This is a genomic window from Moraxella sp. CTOTU47616, assembly GCF_032017465.1.
In the GTDB taxonomy this organism is placed as follows: domain Bacteria; phylum Pseudomonadota; class Gammaproteobacteria; order Pseudomonadales; family Moraxellaceae; genus Faucicola; species Faucicola tetraodonis.
In genome coordinates this window covers 367,699-384,897 of the sequence record NZ_DALZPU010000002.1, presented here as the reverse complement: position 1 = coordinate 384,897, position 17,199 = coordinate 367,699, and the positions used below count along the sequence as shown (strand labels likewise).

The 17,199-nt window shown below is 43.2% G+C and carries 12 protein-coding genes and 2 riboswitches; of the genes, 5 read left to right on the top strand and 7 right to left on the bottom strand.

What is annotated here, in order from left to right:
• Window positions 1-161: 161 nt before the first annotated feature.
• The 3 genes from RTS10_RS03850 to RTS10_RS03840 all read left to right on the top strand — a co-directional run bounded on the left by RTS10_RS03850 (window position 162) and on the right by RTS10_RS03840 (window position 2,561).
• Window positions 162-491 carry a YbaB/EbfC family nucleoid-associated protein gene (locus tag RTS10_RS03850; RefSeq protein WP_007115923.1) on the top strand — a complete coding sequence of 110 codons (330 nt, stop codon included), beginning with the start codon at window positions 162-164 and terminating at the stop codon, window positions 489-491.
• Window positions 492-658: 167 nt separating this feature from the next.
• A complete protein-coding gene (recR, locus tag RTS10_RS03845) occupies window positions 659-1,267 on the top strand; it encodes a recombination mediator RecR (RefSeq protein WP_007115924.1) in 609 nt (202 codons plus the stop codon).
• Window positions 1,268-1,349: 82 nt separating this feature from the next.
• Window positions 1,350-2,561, top strand: a complete 1,212-nt coding sequence (locus RTS10_RS03840) for an HRDC domain-containing protein (protein WP_312539313.1) — start codon at window positions 1,350-1,352, stop codon at window positions 2,559-2,561.
• A 60-nt stretch (window positions 2,562-2,621) separates the two neighbouring features.
• Here RTS10_RS03840 and RTS10_RS03835 read toward each other — a convergent pair whose 3' ends face one another.
• The 6 genes from RTS10_RS03835 to gcvT all read right to left on the bottom strand — a co-directional run bounded on the left by RTS10_RS03835 (window position 2,622) and on the right by gcvT (window position 10,286).
• Complete coding sequence (locus RTS10_RS03835; RefSeq protein ID WP_312539312.1) at window positions 2,622-4,013, bottom strand: GntP family permease; 1,392 nt, start codon at window positions 4,011-4,013, stop codon at window positions 2,622-2,624.
• 168 nt (window positions 4,014-4,181) lie between these two features.
• Window positions 4,182-7,064: an aminomethyl-transferring glycine dehydrogenase gene (gene gcvP / locus RTS10_RS03830; RefSeq protein ID WP_312539311.1), complete on the bottom strand. Its 2,883-nt coding sequence runs from the start codon at window positions 7,062-7,064 to the stop codon at window positions 4,182-4,184.
• Window positions 7,065-7,172: 108 nt separating this feature from the next.
• On the bottom strand, window positions 7,173-7,907 hold the full coding sequence (locus RTS10_RS03825) for a nitroreductase family protein (protein ID WP_007115929.1): 735 nt from the start codon (window positions 7,905-7,907) through the stop codon (window positions 7,173-7,175).
• A 134-nt stretch (window positions 7,908-8,041) separates the two neighbouring features.
• The gene (gcvH, locus tag RTS10_RS03820) at window positions 8,042-8,422 is read right to left on the bottom strand and encodes a glycine cleavage system protein GcvH (RefSeq protein WP_007115930.1); all 381 of its coding nucleotides are present in this window, start codon (window positions 8,420-8,422) and stop codon (window positions 8,042-8,044) included.
• 229 nt (window positions 8,423-8,651) lie between these two features.
• Complete coding sequence (locus tag RTS10_RS03815; RefSeq protein ID WP_312539309.1) at window positions 8,652-9,038, bottom strand: MliC family protein; 387 nt, start codon at window positions 9,036-9,038, stop codon at window positions 8,652-8,654.
• Window positions 9,039-9,152: 114 nt separating this feature from the next.
• On the bottom strand, window positions 9,153-10,286 hold the full coding sequence (gcvT, locus tag RTS10_RS03810; RefSeq protein ID WP_312539307.1) for a glycine cleavage system aminomethyltransferase GcvT: 1,134 nt from the start codon (window positions 10,284-10,286) through the stop codon (window positions 9,153-9,155).
• 140 nt (window positions 10,287-10,426) lie between these two features.
• Window positions 10,427-10,566, bottom strand: a riboswitch (glycine riboswitch).
• Window positions 10,567-10,595: 29 nt separating this feature from the next.
• Window positions 10,596-10,712: riboswitch (glycine riboswitch) on the bottom strand.
• Between the two features lie 456 nt (window positions 10,713-11,168).
• Here gcvT and RTS10_RS03805 point away from each other — a divergent pair.
• Window positions 11,169-11,621: a hypothetical protein gene (locus RTS10_RS03805; protein WP_312539305.1), complete on the top strand. Its 453-nt coding sequence runs from the start codon at window positions 11,169-11,171 to the stop codon at window positions 11,619-11,621.
• A gap of 92 nt (window positions 11,622-11,713) precedes the next feature.
• A complete protein-coding gene (gene ruvB / locus RTS10_RS03800; RefSeq protein WP_062331309.1) occupies window positions 11,714-12,697 on the top strand; it encodes a Holliday junction branch migration DNA helicase RuvB in 984 nt (327 codons plus the stop codon).
• 71 nt (window positions 12,698-12,768) lie between these two features.
• Here the strand turns inward: ruvB and RTS10_RS03795 are convergent, their stop codons facing one another.
• Entirely contained in the window at window positions 12,769-17,133 is a 4,365-nt protein-coding gene (locus RTS10_RS03795; RefSeq protein WP_312539304.1) for a beta strand repeat-containing protein, read from the bottom strand.
• Window positions 17,134-17,199 lie beyond the last annotated feature (66 nt).

The following is a 17,199-nucleotide window of genomic DNA, read 5'->3' as shown; positions in this document are numbered from 1 at the left end:
TGAGTGATGGTATCTTAGCATTTTTATGTGAATGATTTTAGATTAGTAGTTTTAGATTAGCAGTTGTATGTTAAAAATTTGGGCTAACGATTAGCAATAGACAGTTTGCGGTCAAATTCGCTACAATGAACCACCAACATTAGAAACAAACAGGAAAACTTATGAACTTACAAGCTCTCATGCAACAAGCGCAAATGATGCAAAAGCAAGTCGAAAAAAACGTTGAAAACGCCAAGAAAAAACTGGCAGAAAAAGAAGTGCATGCCGAAGCGGGTAGTGGCTTGGTGAAAGTCACCATGAATGGTCGCCATGTGGTCAAACGTTTATCAATCGATCCAAGCTTACTGCAAGATGACCCTGATATGATTGAAGATTTGATTGCGGCTGCTATCAATGATGCCGTGCGTCAGGCCGATGAACTACATGAGACTGAAATGGCCAGTGCCACCAACGGCATGGGGCTGCCACCAGGCATGAATGGTTTATTTTAAACCCACTAGGGCTATACTAGGGTTATAAAGTAGCGCTATAAAATAGTGGAAAATTGCCTTGCGATTAGGCAGTCAAACCCCCATAAAAAGCTGATAATTGATTGTCAGCTTTTTTTATTTTCCAGCCAGCTTTTTTTATTTTTTATGATTTTTATAAGAATGCGCCTATGCTTACGCCAAAATTTGATGAACTTGTAAAACAACTCAAAGTACTGCCCGGGGTAGGACCCAAATCTGCCCAGCGCATGGCATTGCATTTGCTCAGCTATAAACGCCCGCAAGGTCAAGCACTGGGCGAAGCCTTGATTGTGGCGATGCATGATATCAAGCAATGCCAAGTATGCCGTGGTTTATCAGATGAGGATATTTGCCCGATATGTAGCGATCCGCGCCGCAATGAGCGCGTACTTTGTATCGTAGAGACGGCAGCAGACATGATGGCAATCGAGCAAACCGCTGGGTTTAACGGTAAATACTTTGTGCTTGGCGGGCATTTATCACCCATTGATGGTATTGGTGTGGAGCAGCTCGGCATCAATCAGCTAATTGGGCTGTTAAAACAACACCAAGCCGCGCAAACCCCGGTGGAAGAAATCATCTTGGCAACCAGTACCACGGTAGAAGGGCAAACCACCGCGCATTTTATCAGTGAAGCGGTCAAGCCTTACGTCACTCATATCAGCCGGATTGCCCAAGGGATTCCGATGGGCGGTGAGCTTGAGTATTTAGATAGCATGACACTGGGTCAAGCGCTGCAAAATCGTGGACGGTTATAAAATCTTTTCATCAGTTTGACAAGACAAAATCCTAGATTCATCATAAAATACGCTTAAATTATCCGTCCACAAGACCCAAGTTATGCTCATCCAGAACCCGTTAAGCCCAGCCCAATTACAACAACTCCATGACTTGCCAATCCATTGGGTGAAAACTCAGGACGCACTTTTTGCCCTGCTCGATGACCTAGAGCAAGTCGATACCATTGCGTTAGACACTGAGTTTATTAAGCGCGACACTTTTTTTCCCATTCTTGCGCTGATTCAAATCAATACAGGCAAAGCGATTTATTTGATTGACGCGCCTAAGCTGTATTTAGAAGAATTTTGGGAAGTGTTAGCGGATATACCCACCGTGGTGTTACATGCGTGTGGCGAAGATTTGGGGATTTATTATTTACTCTCCAACTTGCCTGCGCTGCGCAATGTGTTTGATACCCAAATTGGTTTGGGTTTTTTGACTGGTGAAAACTCGCTTGGCTATCAAAAATCGCTGCAAGAAACGATTGCTGTGCATGTGGATAAAGGTGAAAGCCAATCAGATTGGTTGCAGCGCCCATTAACGCCTGAGCAAGAAAGCTATGCAGTAGACGATGTGCGTTATTTATTGCCGATGTTTGTTGCCATCAAAACACAGTTGACAGAACAAGGCTTATGGCAATACGCAGTTGAAGACTGTCAAAGCTATACGCAAGAAATTTTTGCCAACTTTACCACGCCTGATAACGCCTTGTACTTGAGTGTCGCTGATTACCGCGATAATCGCGAGCAACTGGCAATGCTGCAAACGCTGTGCGAATGGCGCGAACAACTTGCCAAATCAATCAATAGACCGCGCACTTTTATCCTGCGCCCGCAGGCGCTCCGTGAAATCATCGAAAAACCGCCTTTTAGCATGAAGCAGCTAAGTTTTACCAGTATCAAGCCCAATGTGATTCGCATGTATGGTCAAGAGATTTTGACGCTGATTGATAAGGTGCGAAAAGAAGATGACGCAGCTTATCCAGCCCTATTGCCCTTACCGTATCGCAGTCTGTCTAATAATGTGCAAAAACAACTGGAAAAAGCGATTAAGCAGCATGGGCAAACCCTGTCAATTGATGAGACAGTATTGATGCGAAAAAAATGGCTGTCAGAGCTGTATGCTTATGCTGTCGCAGCAGAAAAACCGGCATTAAGCCCTTGGCTGAGTGGGTGGCGCAAAGCGTGGATTATGGCAGAGATTTTACCCATTTTAGATACGGTGATTGCCAATAACCCGCCATCTATTGACCATGAAACAACCGCTGAATAAATAAAAAATCCCAACGCTGATTGGGATTTTTTACTACTAAATGGCTTAAAAATAAACAGGTTAAAACGAACCCAGCATGGTACCCAAAGCAATCACCACCGTCACCGCAATCAGCGGAATTGCCATCGTCACTATGGCGACATCTTTATAAGATTGCTTGTGGGTCAAATGGCAAATGGCAAATAACGTAATCACCGCACCACTATGCGGTAGCGTGTCTAAGCCACCTGCTGCCATCACTGCGACACGATGCAATAATTCAGGATTTATCCCATGCGCCACGGCCTGTGCCAAATATTCTTTGCCTAAAATGGGCAGCGCGATACTCAAGCCACCAGAAGAAGAACCGGTGATGCCCGCTAAGGTAGTCATAGCCACAGCTTCTGAGATTAATGGGTTATTGGGTGATAGATTTAACACGCTATCTCGTAACACCGCAAACCCCGCCAATGTGGCAATCACCGCACCATAACCGACTTCTGAACCTGTATTAAAAATAGGCAACATAGAGCTATAAGTGCCTTTATTAAGACTGTGTTGCAAGTTCGTCCATTTGCCTAGGCGCAGCACAATCAAAGCAATAATCGCGGTGACTAAAGCGATAATGATTGACCAAAGTCCCAAAGCACCTTTTATATCCAAGTCTTTAAACTGCGCTTGCAGTGCAGAGAAATCCATACTCGGAAAAACCGCGTACGTTAACAAGGCATTGATGCCGATGACCAATACCAAAGGAATCATCGCCACCATAAAAGAGGTGTGATGGGGGTCTAAGTTATCAGCATGCAGCTCATCATCTTCATGAATACCATATCCCTCGCCAGCCGTTTTGGCGCTATGGGCGCGTCGTTGCAGCCACAACATGCCCAAACCAAACATCACGAGCGAACCAATAATACCCAGTATGGGTGCAGCAAAGGCATTGGTACCATAATACGGAATGGGAATCGCGTTTTGGATGGCCGGCGTCCCGGGTAACGCTGTCATGGTAAAGGTAAATGACCCTAACGCAATCGCCCCTGGAATCAGCCTTTTTGGCACCCCTGCTGCCTTGAACAAATCTTTAGCAATCGGATAAATGGCAAAAGCCACCACAAACAGCGACACACCGCCATAGGTTAAAATCGCACAGACCAAAACCACAGCCAGTATGGCTTTATTCGCGCCTAATTTACTAACCACCGTTCTGGCAATCGCTGTAGCAGCCCCAGAATCTGCCATCAGCTGACCAAACACCGCCCCGAGCAAAAATATGGGAAAAAACTTTAATAAAAAGCCACTCAATGCTTTCATAAAAACGGTGGTATAGATAGGTAGTGAGCTTAGAATATCGCCTGATAGCGCCACCGCTAGGGTTGCCATCAAGGGCGCTAAAATTAATACAGAATAGCCGCGATAGGCAAAATACATTAATAGAAAGAGCGAAATAATAATCGCAATGGTACTAAACATAATGTCATCCTTGACTTATTATGGGTTTAAAGTCACGCGTAGTGATTACAAATTTTTTGAGTCCCTGCATCATAACAGAATTCTTTTGACTCGCAATTGGCTTTATAGCAAAAAGCCACACATTTTTGCATGGCTTTTGTAATAAATACGGTAAGTATTGATTGAGGTTTACTCTGCGATTTCACCATTCTCATAGCTTGAGATATCGGGGCAAGAACAGATTAAGTTTTTGTCGCCATACACATCATCGATACGGCTCACCGATGGCCAAAACTTATTGTCGCGTACATAGGCGAGTGGATAGGCGGCTTCTTCACGGCTGTATGGACGATCCCAGTCACCGGTCACCACTTGTGCGGTGTGTGGTGCGTTCACTAGCGGGTTGTTATCTGCTGGCCAGTCGCCGTTTTTAACTTTCATCGCCTCAGCTTTGATTTGAATGAAAGCTGAGATAAAGCGGTCTAGCTCTTCTTTGCTTTCTGACTCAGTCGGCTCAATCATCAAAGTACCTGCCACAGGGAAAGACATGGTAGGCGCATGAAACCCATAATCCATTAAACGTTTGGCGATATCAACTTCGGTGATACCTGTTTCGGCTTTTAATGGGCGGATGTCAATGATACATTCATGGGCGACGCGACCATTTTCACCACTGTAAAGCACGGGGTAATGGTCTTTTAATTTCATAGCCGTGTAATTGGCATTTAATAACGCAGCTTCTGTCGCTTGCACCAAGCCATCACGACCCATCATGGTGATATACATCCATGAGATAGGCAAGATGCTGGCTGAACCAAACGGGGCAGCCGATACCGCACTCATGCCATCTTGGGCATTGGGTACTGCAGATACGACATGATTGGCAATAAAAGGCGCTAAATGTGATTTCATGCCAATAGGACCCATACCAGGACCGCCGCCGCCGTGTGGAATACAGAAGGTTTTGTGCAAATTCATGTGTAGGACGTCAGCACCGACATCCGCAGGCTGCATCATACTGACCTGTGCGTTCATGTTAGCGCCATCCATATACACTTGACCGCCGTGTTGATGAATCAAGTCACAGATATCACGGATACCTTCTTCAAACACACCGTGTGTTGAAGGGTAGGTAATCATCAAGGCGCCCAAATTGTCGCTGTATTTTTCCGCTTTTTGGGTCAAGTCGGCAATATCAACGTTACCACGCTCATCGGTGGCTACCACGACGACTTCCATCCCCATCATCTGTGCTGTGGCAGGATTGGTGCCGTGAGCGGAGCGCGGAATCAGACAGATATGACGGTTGGGTTGACCTAAGCTTTCATGATAACGACGAATCGCCAATAGTCCCGCGTACTCGCCTGACGCGCCTGAATTTGGCTGCATAGAGATAGCGTCAAACCCTGTGATGGCTTTGAGTTGCTCTTGCAAGCCTTCAATCATTTCAATATAGCCGCCCACTTGTTCACGTGGCGCAAATGGGTGCACATTGGCAAATTCATTCCAAGTAATCGGTAGCATTTCGCTAGTGGCGTTAAGTTTCATGGTACAGCTACCCAGCGAAATCATACTATGATTCATCGCCAAGTCTTTGTTTTCTAGCTTTTTCAAATAACGCAGCATTTCATGTTCGGTGTGATAACGATTAAACACAGGATGAGTTAAAATCGCATCGGTACGTAGCAATGACGCTGGCAAAGACAAGCTGATATCATCAGATAATTGAGCCGCTACGCCTGTGAATAACTGCGTGAGCACACCAAAATCCGCTGCATCACTGGTTTCATTAAAGGCAATGGCAATATGGTTATCGTCTACTTTGCGCAGGTTATAGCCGATATTGAGGGCATTTTGATAGATTTGCTCAGTTTGACCTTGGGTGTTCACCAACACGGTATCAAAAAACTGCTCATGCACAATCGACATACCAGCTTGTTTGATGGCTTGGGCAAAAGCGCTTGCCAACGCATGAATGCGGGTGGCGATACGTTTAATGCCTTCAGGACCATGATACACCGCATACATCCCTGCCAAATTGGCCAGTAACACTTGCGATGTACAAATATTTGAGTTGGCTTTTTCGCGGCGGATATGTTGTTCACGGGTTTGTAGTGCCATACGCAAGGCTTGTTTACCTTGAGCATCCACCGATACGCCAATGATACGACCTGGGGCAGAGCGCTTGGCACTGTCTTTAAACGCAAAATAAGCCGCGTGTGGACCACCAAAGCCCATCGGCACACCAAAACGCTGGGTGTTGCCCAGTGCCACATCCGCACCCATGCTACCCGGTGATTTAAGAAGTACCAGACTCATCACATCAGCAGCAACGATTGTCTGCGTGCCTTTGGCTTTGACCGCACTGATGATATCAGTTAAATCAACCACATCGCCTTGCGCGCCCACGTACTGGAAAATCGCGCCAAAGAAGTCGCCATTCTTGGCAACGTCAAAATCACCAACCACTACCTCCCAACCAAAATACTTGGCACGGGTTTTGATGACATCTAAGGTTTGAGGGTAGATACGGCTATCAACAAAAAATTGGTTAGATTTACTTTTACCCACGCGTTTTGCCATCGCCATGGCTTCAGCCGCCGCCGTCGCTTCATCAAGCAAACTGGCACCCGCCAATTCAAGACCTGACAAATCAATACAAACTTGTTGGAAGTTGAGTAATGCCTCTAAGCGACCTTGGGCAATCTCCGCTTGGTAAGGGGTATAAGCCGTGTACCAGCCTGGGTTTTCAAGCACATTGCGTGCAATGACTGCAGGTAGGCGAGTCGGATAATAGCCTAAGCCAATATAGCTTTTATTGACCTTGATTTTATCCGCCAACCCGCGCAACTTTGCCAAAGCATCATGCTCAGTCATACTGAGGGGTAAATCTAACTCTTTGCTAAGACGTACCGAAGCTGGCACCGTCTGTTCAATAAAGCTTGCCATGCTGTCAGCGCCGACGGCTTTTAGCATTGCTTCTTTTTCATCTTGGCTAATGCCAACATGACGATGAATAAATTCTGATGATTGGAATAAATCAGCAAATGATTGAAAAGACGGTTGACTCATTCAAGTTTCCTTTAGCGTCTGATAAAACATTGAAAAAAAATAGCAGGTTTTGCCATGGCTAACATGACAAACATCGGTTGAATGGATAAAAATCACACTTTAACGATATTACACCTTAACGATAAAGCGCTCACGCTCAAAACGGTATTGCTCACTATAGATACCACGCTCGTCGCGCTCACCGGCAGCAATCACCATACAAATATGCTGCTCTTCATTGAGGTCAAGCAATTTTTTGAGTTGTGGCTCATCAAATCCCCCCATCGGACAACTATCAAAACCGTGGGCACGCAAGGCGAGCATCAAATTCTCGGCAGCCAGTGAGGTGCTAATGAGTGCCCAGTTTTTGAGATCGTCAGCATCATAGATGGGGTCAACCATCGCACCTTTGACTTTGCGCGTGGCTTGCGTCAGCGCCCATTTGGCAGGAGTGAACACATTCATCACACCGCGCGTCATGGTCAGCGGAATAAGCTTGCCATAATAATCTTGCACAGGTTTTGGTACGGGTTTGACGGGAAAATACTTGATATTGTCTTTGGCATGTTGACGCCACGTGTCAGTACGAGCGACCACGACAATCAGCTTATTGGCGGTTTTTGCTGCATTTTGGCTCATACAATAGGTCACAGTTTTTTGGCGCTTTTCTTCAGATTCAATCACAAAAAATTGCCAAGGCTGTAAATTACTTGAGCTAGGCGCTAACATCGCCATATCGAGACAAGCATTGAGCACTTCATCACTGATGGGCGTTTTGGTAAAGCGTCGTACCGAACGGCGAGTGCTCACCACATCATAAAAACTGGCTTTTTTTGGGTCAGCAAGCGGGGTAAGTGTTGACATAGCAGCTCTCAAGTTAACAAAATAAAGGATGCATTACAGTTAATTGATAGGATAATAGACTAAGGTAATCAAGCGATTACCTTAGTGCTAGGCTCTATAACGACGATTAGATAAAAGCAATGAGATAAAGATAATTAAATACTATCTTGGTACTCGTCTGCGTCCATCAAGCCTTGGTAATCATCGGCATTGTCTGGTTTGATTTTAAAGAACCAACCTTCGCCATAAGGGTCTTCATTAATGGTTTCTGGCGCATCTACCAATGCTTCATTGACTGCTAGGATTTCACCAGCGATGGGCGCGTAAACATCCGAGGCAGCTTTTACAGATTCGACCACGGCAATTTCAGCATCCACGTCAACGTGTTCACCCACTTCAGGCAATTCAACATATACGATGTCACCGAGCAAATCTTGGGCGTGGTGAGTAATACCAACGGTGATAGTACCGTCTTCTTCTTGGCGTAACCATTCATGACTAGCCACATATTTTAAATCTGCTGGAATATTGCTCATAACTATTTTCCTCAAAGCGAAAGTAGGGGTGAAAATAAAAGGCTGTTAGCCAAGCAGTCACACTTGGCGCCTTTTTACTAAACATTTTTAAAAGCCTAATAATTTAACAAACATTTTAAAAGCTAAGTAATTTAATAAACTGAGTAACAAAAATTTGGTCGATACAATGTATATCGACCAAACTTAAAAACCAATTGAGCGGTTTAACCCATTCAACAAGTGAATCAGATTAAATAGCATTACACACAAAGTTATAATCACGACCTTGTGAGGTTACGGTTAACGCACCTTCTGCATTTTTAACGCCCCAATCATACATAGTAGTTTTGGTCGCATTTGACAAGGTATAGCGGTTACCCGAGCCTGATACATCTTGTTTTAATACCATCGCGGCTTGGTTTAGACCGAGCATTGGCGAGGTGATTTTTAAATTAGCGACATTGCTGCCGTTTTCTTTACCGTAGAACGCCACGACTTCAGTGTTGTTGTCACATTTAAAGGTTTGTGAATTTGCTTGAATTGCCAACACTTGAGACGGACTAGGCTGTGCTACTGGGGTTGAAGTACAGGCCGCCAAACTTGCCAAAAACGGTACAACAAAGAGTAATTTTTTCATGATTTTACCTTCTAAAGTAGGATGAATTTATTATCGGTTTTTCAAATTACGCCGACTAATTATTTGAATGTTGTTCATTAATAAGCGCTAAATCCATCATAACATGATAAAATCCTAGTTGAATTGTTTGTTGCCATTTCTAACAAACGGTAACGAAATGATACGTACTGGCGTCGGTGTACCCCGCAAATCAACCGTGGCTGCTGTATCCGTCGTCTTTGGAATACGGGCAATCGCAATCGATTGTTTTAGGCTTGGGCTAAAAGTGCCGCTAGTGATTACCCCAGTTTTGCCATTGTCTAGCGTGACCGTCATGCCTTCACGCAGTACCCCACGTGACTCTAGCACTAAGCCTACTTGCATGACGTCATTACCCCCAGCAATCGCTTGGTCTTGTTTGGCTTGCATAGCCTCACGACCCACGAAATTCCGATCATCTTTTACCGCTAACGTCCATGCCATACCGCATTCATACGGATTGATGGTTTCATCCATCTCATGGCCATACAAATTCATACCCGCTTCAAGACGTAATGTATCACGAGCACCTAAGCCTGCTGGGGCGATGCCATGGTCTTTGAGTAAGGTAAAAAATGCTGAGGCCTCGGCTTGTGGTAAAATGACTTCAACGCCATCTTCACCCGTATAACCGGTACGCGCCACAAACCAATCTGCGCCTTCGATGTCGGTCAAGTCTTTGCCCACAAAGGGTTTTAAGGTAGTTAGGCTATCTGCCCAATTTGGTTTGGCTTGGCTCAGTTTCTGCAGAGCATTGGGGCCTTGTACCGCAAGCATAGCAAGTTCTGGGCGCTCGGTAATGGTGACAGCAAAGTCTTTGGCGACTTTGTCAAACTGTGCCAAATCTTTATCACGGGTGGCGGCATTTGAGACGATACGATACTCAGTCTCTGCATCGTTCATGCGGTAAACGATTAAGTCATCAATCACACCGCCGTTTTCGTTTAGCATGGCAGAATAAAGCGCTTTACCGACAAATTTGAGTTTGGCGACATCATTGGCGAGCAGTTTTTGCAGCCAAGCTTTGGCGTCTTTGCCGGCGATGTCAGTCACGACCATATGGGACACGTCAAACATGCCCGCATCGGTACGCACAACGTCATGTTCTTGAATCTGTGAGCCATAATGGATAGGCAATTCCCAACCAGAGAAGTCAACGATTTTGCCGTTGCTATCGATATGGGATTGATAAAAAGGGGTGCGGTTTAAAGGCTTGTCTGTGGCTGACATGGCAAATCCTTGAGTGGGTAAAAATCAAATAACGGTTTGATGTTTTATTTGATGGTTTAATAGCGTGGGATAAAACGCTAAAGCCAAACATCGCACATCAATAGAGCACTAAAACTAATCCAACCTGATGTCGGTAGCTATCAGCCCTATCTGTCCTGTTACCTGAGATTTTCAATCGACTTATCAATTTCTTGTAGTATAGCTTATATTACACACAGACAAGTCAATCTTTTCCCCTTCGGTGGTATTGCAAAGCAATACACTCTCCAGATTTGTTATATTTTGATGCAGTGCATAACACTGCCAAAAATTACGATTCCAGTCCTTTGACCTGAGCGATTATAGGGTCTTTGCGCCTTCGGTGATGGTTTTGGTATTTCATAATTTGATGAAAAACAAAACAACATTCTCTCCTGAAATCTTCGGTTATTATGCTGGGTTTTTAACTTTTTGACAAGCAAATTTGCACAGATTTTATGACCGCCTGATGTTTTGGCAAGACTGCATTATGAGGATTATTGTGTTATAGCAAATAAAGCCAAAAGCAAGTATGATTAAAGCCATTGATGAACATGAAACTTTAAGTAGTTAAATAAAGTTAAATTGTTTAACTAAAGTGCTTAAATAATTTTTGTGGTTTTGGGTTAAATTTTTGCGTGCTGACCCCATTAAAAGCAGAATAATTTAGCCTTTAACATTTTGAATATCTTTGAATATTAACCCCAAATACCAAAAATTTTTACCAAAATTTATTAAAAGTTACTATAAACGTCAATTCTAACCTCGCTGAGGGCAAATTGGCTGATTGAGAACTGGTAGATGAGTTGGGTTGTTACCTTATAAAGATGGCATGATAACAGGAATAAAATAACGATGGACTTCATGAATATTTCGTTGATAGGCATTTTAACCAGTTTAGCAATGGGTGGCGCGTTGCCTGATGATAGCAAAACCCAACAGCAAGTGGCGCAAGTGTCGACTCATATTTTGCCAAATATTGCAGGACAGTGGCAGCTACGTCTTGATAAAACCGACGCTGCGCAGCCAAATTGCCAAGAGCGTTATAATTTTGGGCGCGATCAGCAATTTATCGGTTCAAGCGGTCAGGAATTTACGTATGGCAAATATTTGTATGCTGACACAGGCGATGGCTTACCTGCACTAGCGATTCAAACCCAATATGATAACAATGCAACAGACTGTTCTGGCAATCGCGTTGACCAGACGGGGGATATTTTGGTCGCTTATGTGAAACAGCAAGGCGAGCAGATGCAGTGGTGCAAGGACAGTCAAGGCACCCAATGTGCGATGACATTGTACCGTGTGTTACCCTAAATTTTTTACTTTTCTCTCTACATCCCATAGCGCTTGCAAAATTTGCCAGTGCTATTATTCCTGTTAAAACTTGCAACTAGTGTCAAATACTTATGATTCCACCTTTTTCAAGTGCCAATTCGCAGCAGCGTCTGATTAGTCCGATGGGGCGCTCAGAAGACCAAAATGACAATAATATCCGTCCAGCGTTACTCGCTGAATATATCGGTCAGCCTGTGGTCAAAGAACAAATGGGCGTGTTTATCAACGCCGCATTATCGAGAAAAGAAGCGCTCGACCATACCTTGATATTTGGACCGCCTGGACTGGGCAAAACCACACTCGCCAACATTATCGCCCGTGAGATGGGCGGTAATTTGCGCTCAACGTCTGGTCCTGTGCTTGAACGCGCGGGTGATTTGGCAGCGATGCTGACCAATCTAGAGCCGGGTGATGTGCTGTTTATTGATGAGATTCACCGGTTAAGTCCGATGATTGAAGAAATCTTGTATCCTGCGATGGAAGATTTTCAGCTTGATATTATGATTGGCGAAGGACCTGCTGCACGCTCCATAAAGCTTGATTTGCCGCCTTTTACTTTGGTGGCTGCGACCACGCGAGCAGGTTTGTTGACCTCGCCACTGCGTGACCGTTTTGGTATTGTACAGCGATTGGAGTTTTATAATGTGGAGGACTTAACGACCATTGTCACAAGATCGGCTGGATTGCTTAACGTGCCTATGACCAAAGAAGGAGCAGTGGAAGTCGCTAGACGTTCGCGCGGTACACCGCGTATTGCCAATCGCTTGCTACGCCGCGTACGTGACTATGCCCAAGTTAAAGGCGATGGCACCGTCACTGCTGAAATTGCGCATAGCGCACTCGATATGCTCGCAGTTGATAAACGCGGGCTTGATAATCTTGATAGACGCTATCTTGAGATGCTAGAGGAGCGCTTTAATGGCGGGCCTGCGGGGGTTGAGTCAATCGCAGCCGCACTTGCTGAAGATAGAGGCACGCTTGAAGATGTGATTGAGCCGTATCTGATTCAGCAAGGCTATATCGTACGCACCGCACGGGGGCGGATGTTGACTTAGTTTTTTGAATTTTTGCTAATAAAAAACCCCTTACATTGTGTAAGGGGTTTTCACATTAGATGGGAAATAAATTATGGTAATGGCGCTATACATTTTCCATCGTTGTTAATTTTAATGACATTGGCATACGCAAATGGACTTTTCCAATTTGGTCTAATAGTAAAGTCTGTAACGTCAGAAACAAGTACAGGGAATTCAATTCTTTGTAATTGGTTTCTCGATTCTGTGCCGTCCACCTTAGTTGACACTGTCAGTTTGGCAGTAAACCAGCTTGCTGTATCTTTTGGATAACGTAATTTGAAATCTAATTTACCAGTGTTATCAGTAACTAGTGTTGCAGTACCATCACCACTGAGGGCAACTGGTGTACCATCACGACTGAGCAGCGTTACAGGATTAAATGGATCTAACTTACCATTGTTATTGACATCCTCAAAGATATCTAATATACCATTGTTATTGATGTCTTCAGATTGGCAAGTAATCTCATCTAAGTTAGTGGCATATCTTAGTGATGTTGTATCAATTTTCATTAAGCTACTATCAGTAAAGTTGCGATAATACTGAAGAGCCCAATATTGAGTACCACTGCTATTCGTGAGAACCGTAAATTCACCACCTCTATAATAATCTGGTGATATAGCGATAGAAACAGGTTGATTTACTGCAGGTTTACCAAGGCTATTTACCACATAGAGCGAGCCATCTTTAAAATAATAGACTGGATCATTTAAGGTGGTATCTAATTTGTCAGCTAGGCTTACACCGATATAAGAAGCTTGGTTTTGCACTGTCAAACTCGTATCTGTTGTTTGTGGACCTACATCTGCATTAGTGTTACCAATACGAACATTTTTTACCGTAGAACGTATGGTCACACCGTTTGTTTGTGTCGGAATTTTGCCAGAAAAATAACTGATAGTCGCAAGTCCACTATCATCCGTTAGAGCATAGCTACTGCTAATTCTACCGCCTGATGCATCTTTAATTAATGAGAACTCAACAATTGCATTTCTAATCGGTCTATCATCACCATCTTTAACGGTTGCGGTAATTTTTGCTTCGCCATTCGTGTTGACAATACTGATATTTGGATTTAGGAATAGTTTACGTACATCTTTAGAGATGAATGTAACATTATCCGTTTTTAATTCAATAGCCTTATCTGTTTCAAATTTGATAGTTGCACTACCAGCCACATTAGAATTAATGGTTAATTGAGCTTTCCAATCACCAGCAGAATCAATAATAACAGGAACAGCAATACGAGTCCCCGTTTGTGTTCCCTGAATTAATGTACCTTTAGTCGTTGAAACATATATTACAGGGCTTACAGCATTATTAAAATTAGCTGAAGTGATAATAGCCTTTGGTACATTTAATGTAACAGCATGTGAATCAGTAACTGATACCTCGTTGTTAATAGCTTCATCACCTTTAATAACACTAGTAGTATTGTAGACAACCATTGCAATATTGGCTGAGTTAACTTTGGTTAATGTATAGATATCATTAAAGACTTGATAAGTAGATAAAGCAGTATCACGAACACGTAAAGAAAGGTTTAACTTGCCATTATTGTCAGTTGAACCTAATTCAGAGACGATTTTATTTAATGTATACTGACCTACTGTATCAGTACTAATGGTTGCTAAAACTGTCGATGGATCAGCGCTATTAAATAACTCAAGTTCTGTATTTGCAATTGGTTTTTCAACACCATTCACTACTTGCCCAGTTACTAATTTGCCACTGAGTATCACAGTTTCACTGTCATTTACAGAAGTTTTAGATGCCGTAGGATTGCTGACTTTTGTACCTGTTATTTTAAATACTAGCTCTTGTTCTTGTTGTTTATAAACACCGTCATTGACGATGACTTTAATTTTACCTGTATGGTCGAGTTTTGATGCTAGACCAATATCAGATTGTACTAAGTCAACAATAACTAACCCATTTGCATCTGTGGTAAGCTGAGAGGTTTTGTTAAATGATAATCCTTTATCGATACCATCAACCATTTGTAGCTGAACAGGAATACCTGCTTTGATACCACCATTAACGTCGGTCACTCTTATCGTTAAGGTTGAAGAATCATTAGCTGTAGTCAAAGTCTGTTTTGATGGACTAACAAATAGCTTGTAGGCTTCAGTATTGGCATTGCTTGTTGCGCTGCGGACGGTAGTAGTACCCACAGACACACCAGATTGGGCAGTGACGACTAAACCATTTTGTAAAGCAGTCGTTGCCTTGGCAAGTTCTTTGATTTCAACTTCAATGGTTGCTTCACCATTGGCGTTGGTATTGACAACTGCACCTGTGTTATTGACCAAGCCAGAATCCGTTGGGACTTTGAAGCTGACTTGCGCATTTGGCACGACAGCCCCATTTTTATCCATCGCAAGTGCTGTGACTTTGACTTTTGAGCCAAAAGCCAATTGAATTGCTGAATCACTGGTTAATAGTAATGTATTGACGCTATTTGCCGTAATGGCTCCTTGGGTTCTTAAGGTTACCGTTGAGCTAGTGATAGCACCGGCAGTTGCTTTAAATGATAGACCACTAGTTTGTAGATAATATTTTTGATCTGGGGTAAGCGCACCGACTTTGAAGGTTAATACCGCTTCACCATTGGCATCGGTGGTTGCCTGAAGAGGGGTGGTATTAGTTATACCCGTTGCAGTTGCCGAATCCAATAGCGTAAAGCTGACAGGCATGTTCGCTAAGCTAACGTTATTTGTATCTCTTACTTGCGCGGTTACATTGATGGTGTCGCCAGTGTTGGTTGTCAATGTGTCCTTGTCTGTAACTAAATTAACTTTAGCGATATCTGCAACAGTTGCTACTTTAATAGATTTTAAAGTAACGGCAGTAGCGGTCTTAGCGTTTGAAGATGCATTTACCGTAAAGCCTTCAGCTAGTTTAGCTTTTTGGGCTGTGGTCAAAGAAGCGTTGACAGCAAAAGTCATCACTGCTTGGCCTGAACCATTCGTATTAGGAGAAGAACTGGCTATGGTTAGTCCATAATCAGCGAGTGTGGGATAACTAAATGCGACAGGTGCATTGCTAACAGGTCTGCCATCTTTACCAAGCGTTGTTGCGGTTATACTAAACTGAGCGTTAGGCGCTAAAGAGATTGTATCAACGCTCGGGGTTAAGCTAATTGAGTTTACTAAACTTTCAGCTGTTTCATTTTTAGCCGTCAAGCTTGCTTGGGCAAATTTACCATTAGAAGATGCATTAACGGTGAAGCCTTCGATTAATTTAGCTTTTTGAGCAGTAGTCAGTGAGTTTACTGTGAAAGTAACAGTAGCTTGACCAGATCCATTCGTAGTTGCCGAAGAATTTGCTACCGTCAGTCCGTATTCTGCAAGTGTTGGATAAGTGAAGGCAATAGGCGCATTACCAATAGGTTTGTTGTCTTTATCATTAGTCGTTACAGTTAATGTGAATGTTGAACCAGTAGTTAAGGGAATAGAGTCCACATTAGGGGTTAGAATAATAGAGTTAACTAAGCTTTCAGCGGTAACCGAACCACTATTGGTATCAAGGTTATCAACACCTTTAAAGGTTGGTCTATTTGACGCTTTTAAATCAATATCTCTATCAATAAAGGCATCAACTTGGAAACCATTTTTTAGATCTTCTCTTTTATCTAAAGACATGACTTGCAAAGTAATTGTAGCAATACCTCTATCATCAGTATTTACAGTAGAGCCAGAAAGATTATAAATACCTAGACTTGGTAAATTTGATAAATCAAAAGTAACAGGTACATTTTTTAAAGCGCCGCCTTTACTGTCAGCGACAAATGCACTTACTGTAATTTGCGTACCTACCTCAAGTTTGAAGTTTGCATTGGAGGGAGAAAGCATAAGTGAACGGGCATCGTTAATAACATTAGTTATTTCAGTAGATATAGAGGGTGCAGCACCAGTTAAGCTAATTGTTCCATTCGTAATGGCTTGCTTGGTATTGGTTGGTTTCACACTAATTGAAAGTTTATCACTGTTTGCTTTTAAATAAGCGGTTGCTTTTGCCAAATCTTTAATTTGCAGTTCAATCGCTGCTTCACCATTGGCATTGGTGGTAATAGGTGTTGGTGTAATGACATAGATTCCGCTTGTCGCTGGGTCTGGAATGGTTGCATCGACAATTACACCTTCTACAGGTTTACCACTTTTTAACGCATTAGCAATAATTGTAAACTTTTCGTCTTGTTTAAGAATGAAAGTATCAAAAGATTTGGTGATAGTGATACTATCAACATCTTTAACATTAGTAGTGGGAGTTGTGGTACCCCCATTACTTTGACCTGGATTCGAAGGCGGCGGCAATGTATCATTACCGCCACCACCGCCACAACCAGCGAGGGCAAGTGCGGTCGTCAATGCCGAGAGTTGAAAGGACTTGATTAGGTTGGTAGAGATAGCCATAAAGTTATCCTAGAGAAAGTAAGTAAGGCTGCTAAATAAATCGATAGAGATAAATAGAATCAGAAA

Excerpts from the sequence above, each read along its gene's own strand:
- RTS10_RS03850 (WP_007115923.1), top strand. The coding sequence starts at position 162 with ATGAACTTACAAGCTCTCATGCAACAAGCGCAAATGATGCAAAAGCAA.
- recR (WP_007115924.1), top strand. The coding sequence starts at position 659 with ATGCTTACGCCAAAATTTGATGAACTTGTAAAACAACTCAAAGTACTG.
- RTS10_RS03840 (WP_312539313.1), top strand. The coding sequence starts at position 1,350 with ATGCTCATCCAGAACCCGTTAAGCCCAGCCCAATTACAACAACTCCAT.
- RTS10_RS03835 (WP_312539312.1), bottom strand. The coding sequence starts at position 4,013 with ATGTTTAGTACCATTGCGATTATTATTTCGCTCTTTCTATTAATGTAT.
- gcvP (WP_312539311.1), bottom strand. The coding sequence starts at position 7,064 with ATGAGTCAACCGTCTTTTCAATCATTTGCTGATTTATTCCAATCATCA.
- RTS10_RS03825 (WP_007115929.1), bottom strand. The coding sequence starts at position 7,907 with ATGTCAACACTTACCCCGCTTGCTGACCCAAAAAAAGCCAGTTTTTAT.
- gcvH (WP_007115930.1), bottom strand. The coding sequence starts at position 8,422 with ATGAGCAATATTCCAGCAGATTTAAAATATGTGGCTAGTCATGAATGG.
- RTS10_RS03815 (WP_312539309.1), bottom strand. The coding sequence starts at position 9,038 with ATGAAAAAATTACTCTTTGTTGTACCGTTTTTGGCAAGTTTGGCGGCC.
- gcvT (WP_312539307.1), bottom strand. The coding sequence starts at position 10,286 with ATGTCAGCCACAGACAAGCCTTTAAACCGCACCCCTTTTTATCAATCC.
- RTS10_RS03805 (WP_312539305.1), top strand. The coding sequence starts at position 11,169 with ATGAATATTTCGTTGATAGGCATTTTAACCAGTTTAGCAATGGGTGGC.
- ruvB (WP_062331309.1), top strand. The coding sequence starts at position 11,714 with ATGATTCCACCTTTTTCAAGTGCCAATTCGCAGCAGCGTCTGATTAGT.
- RTS10_RS03795 (WP_312539304.1), bottom strand. The coding sequence starts at position 17,133 with ATGGCTATCTCTACCAACCTAATCAAGTCCTTTCAACTCTCGGCATTG.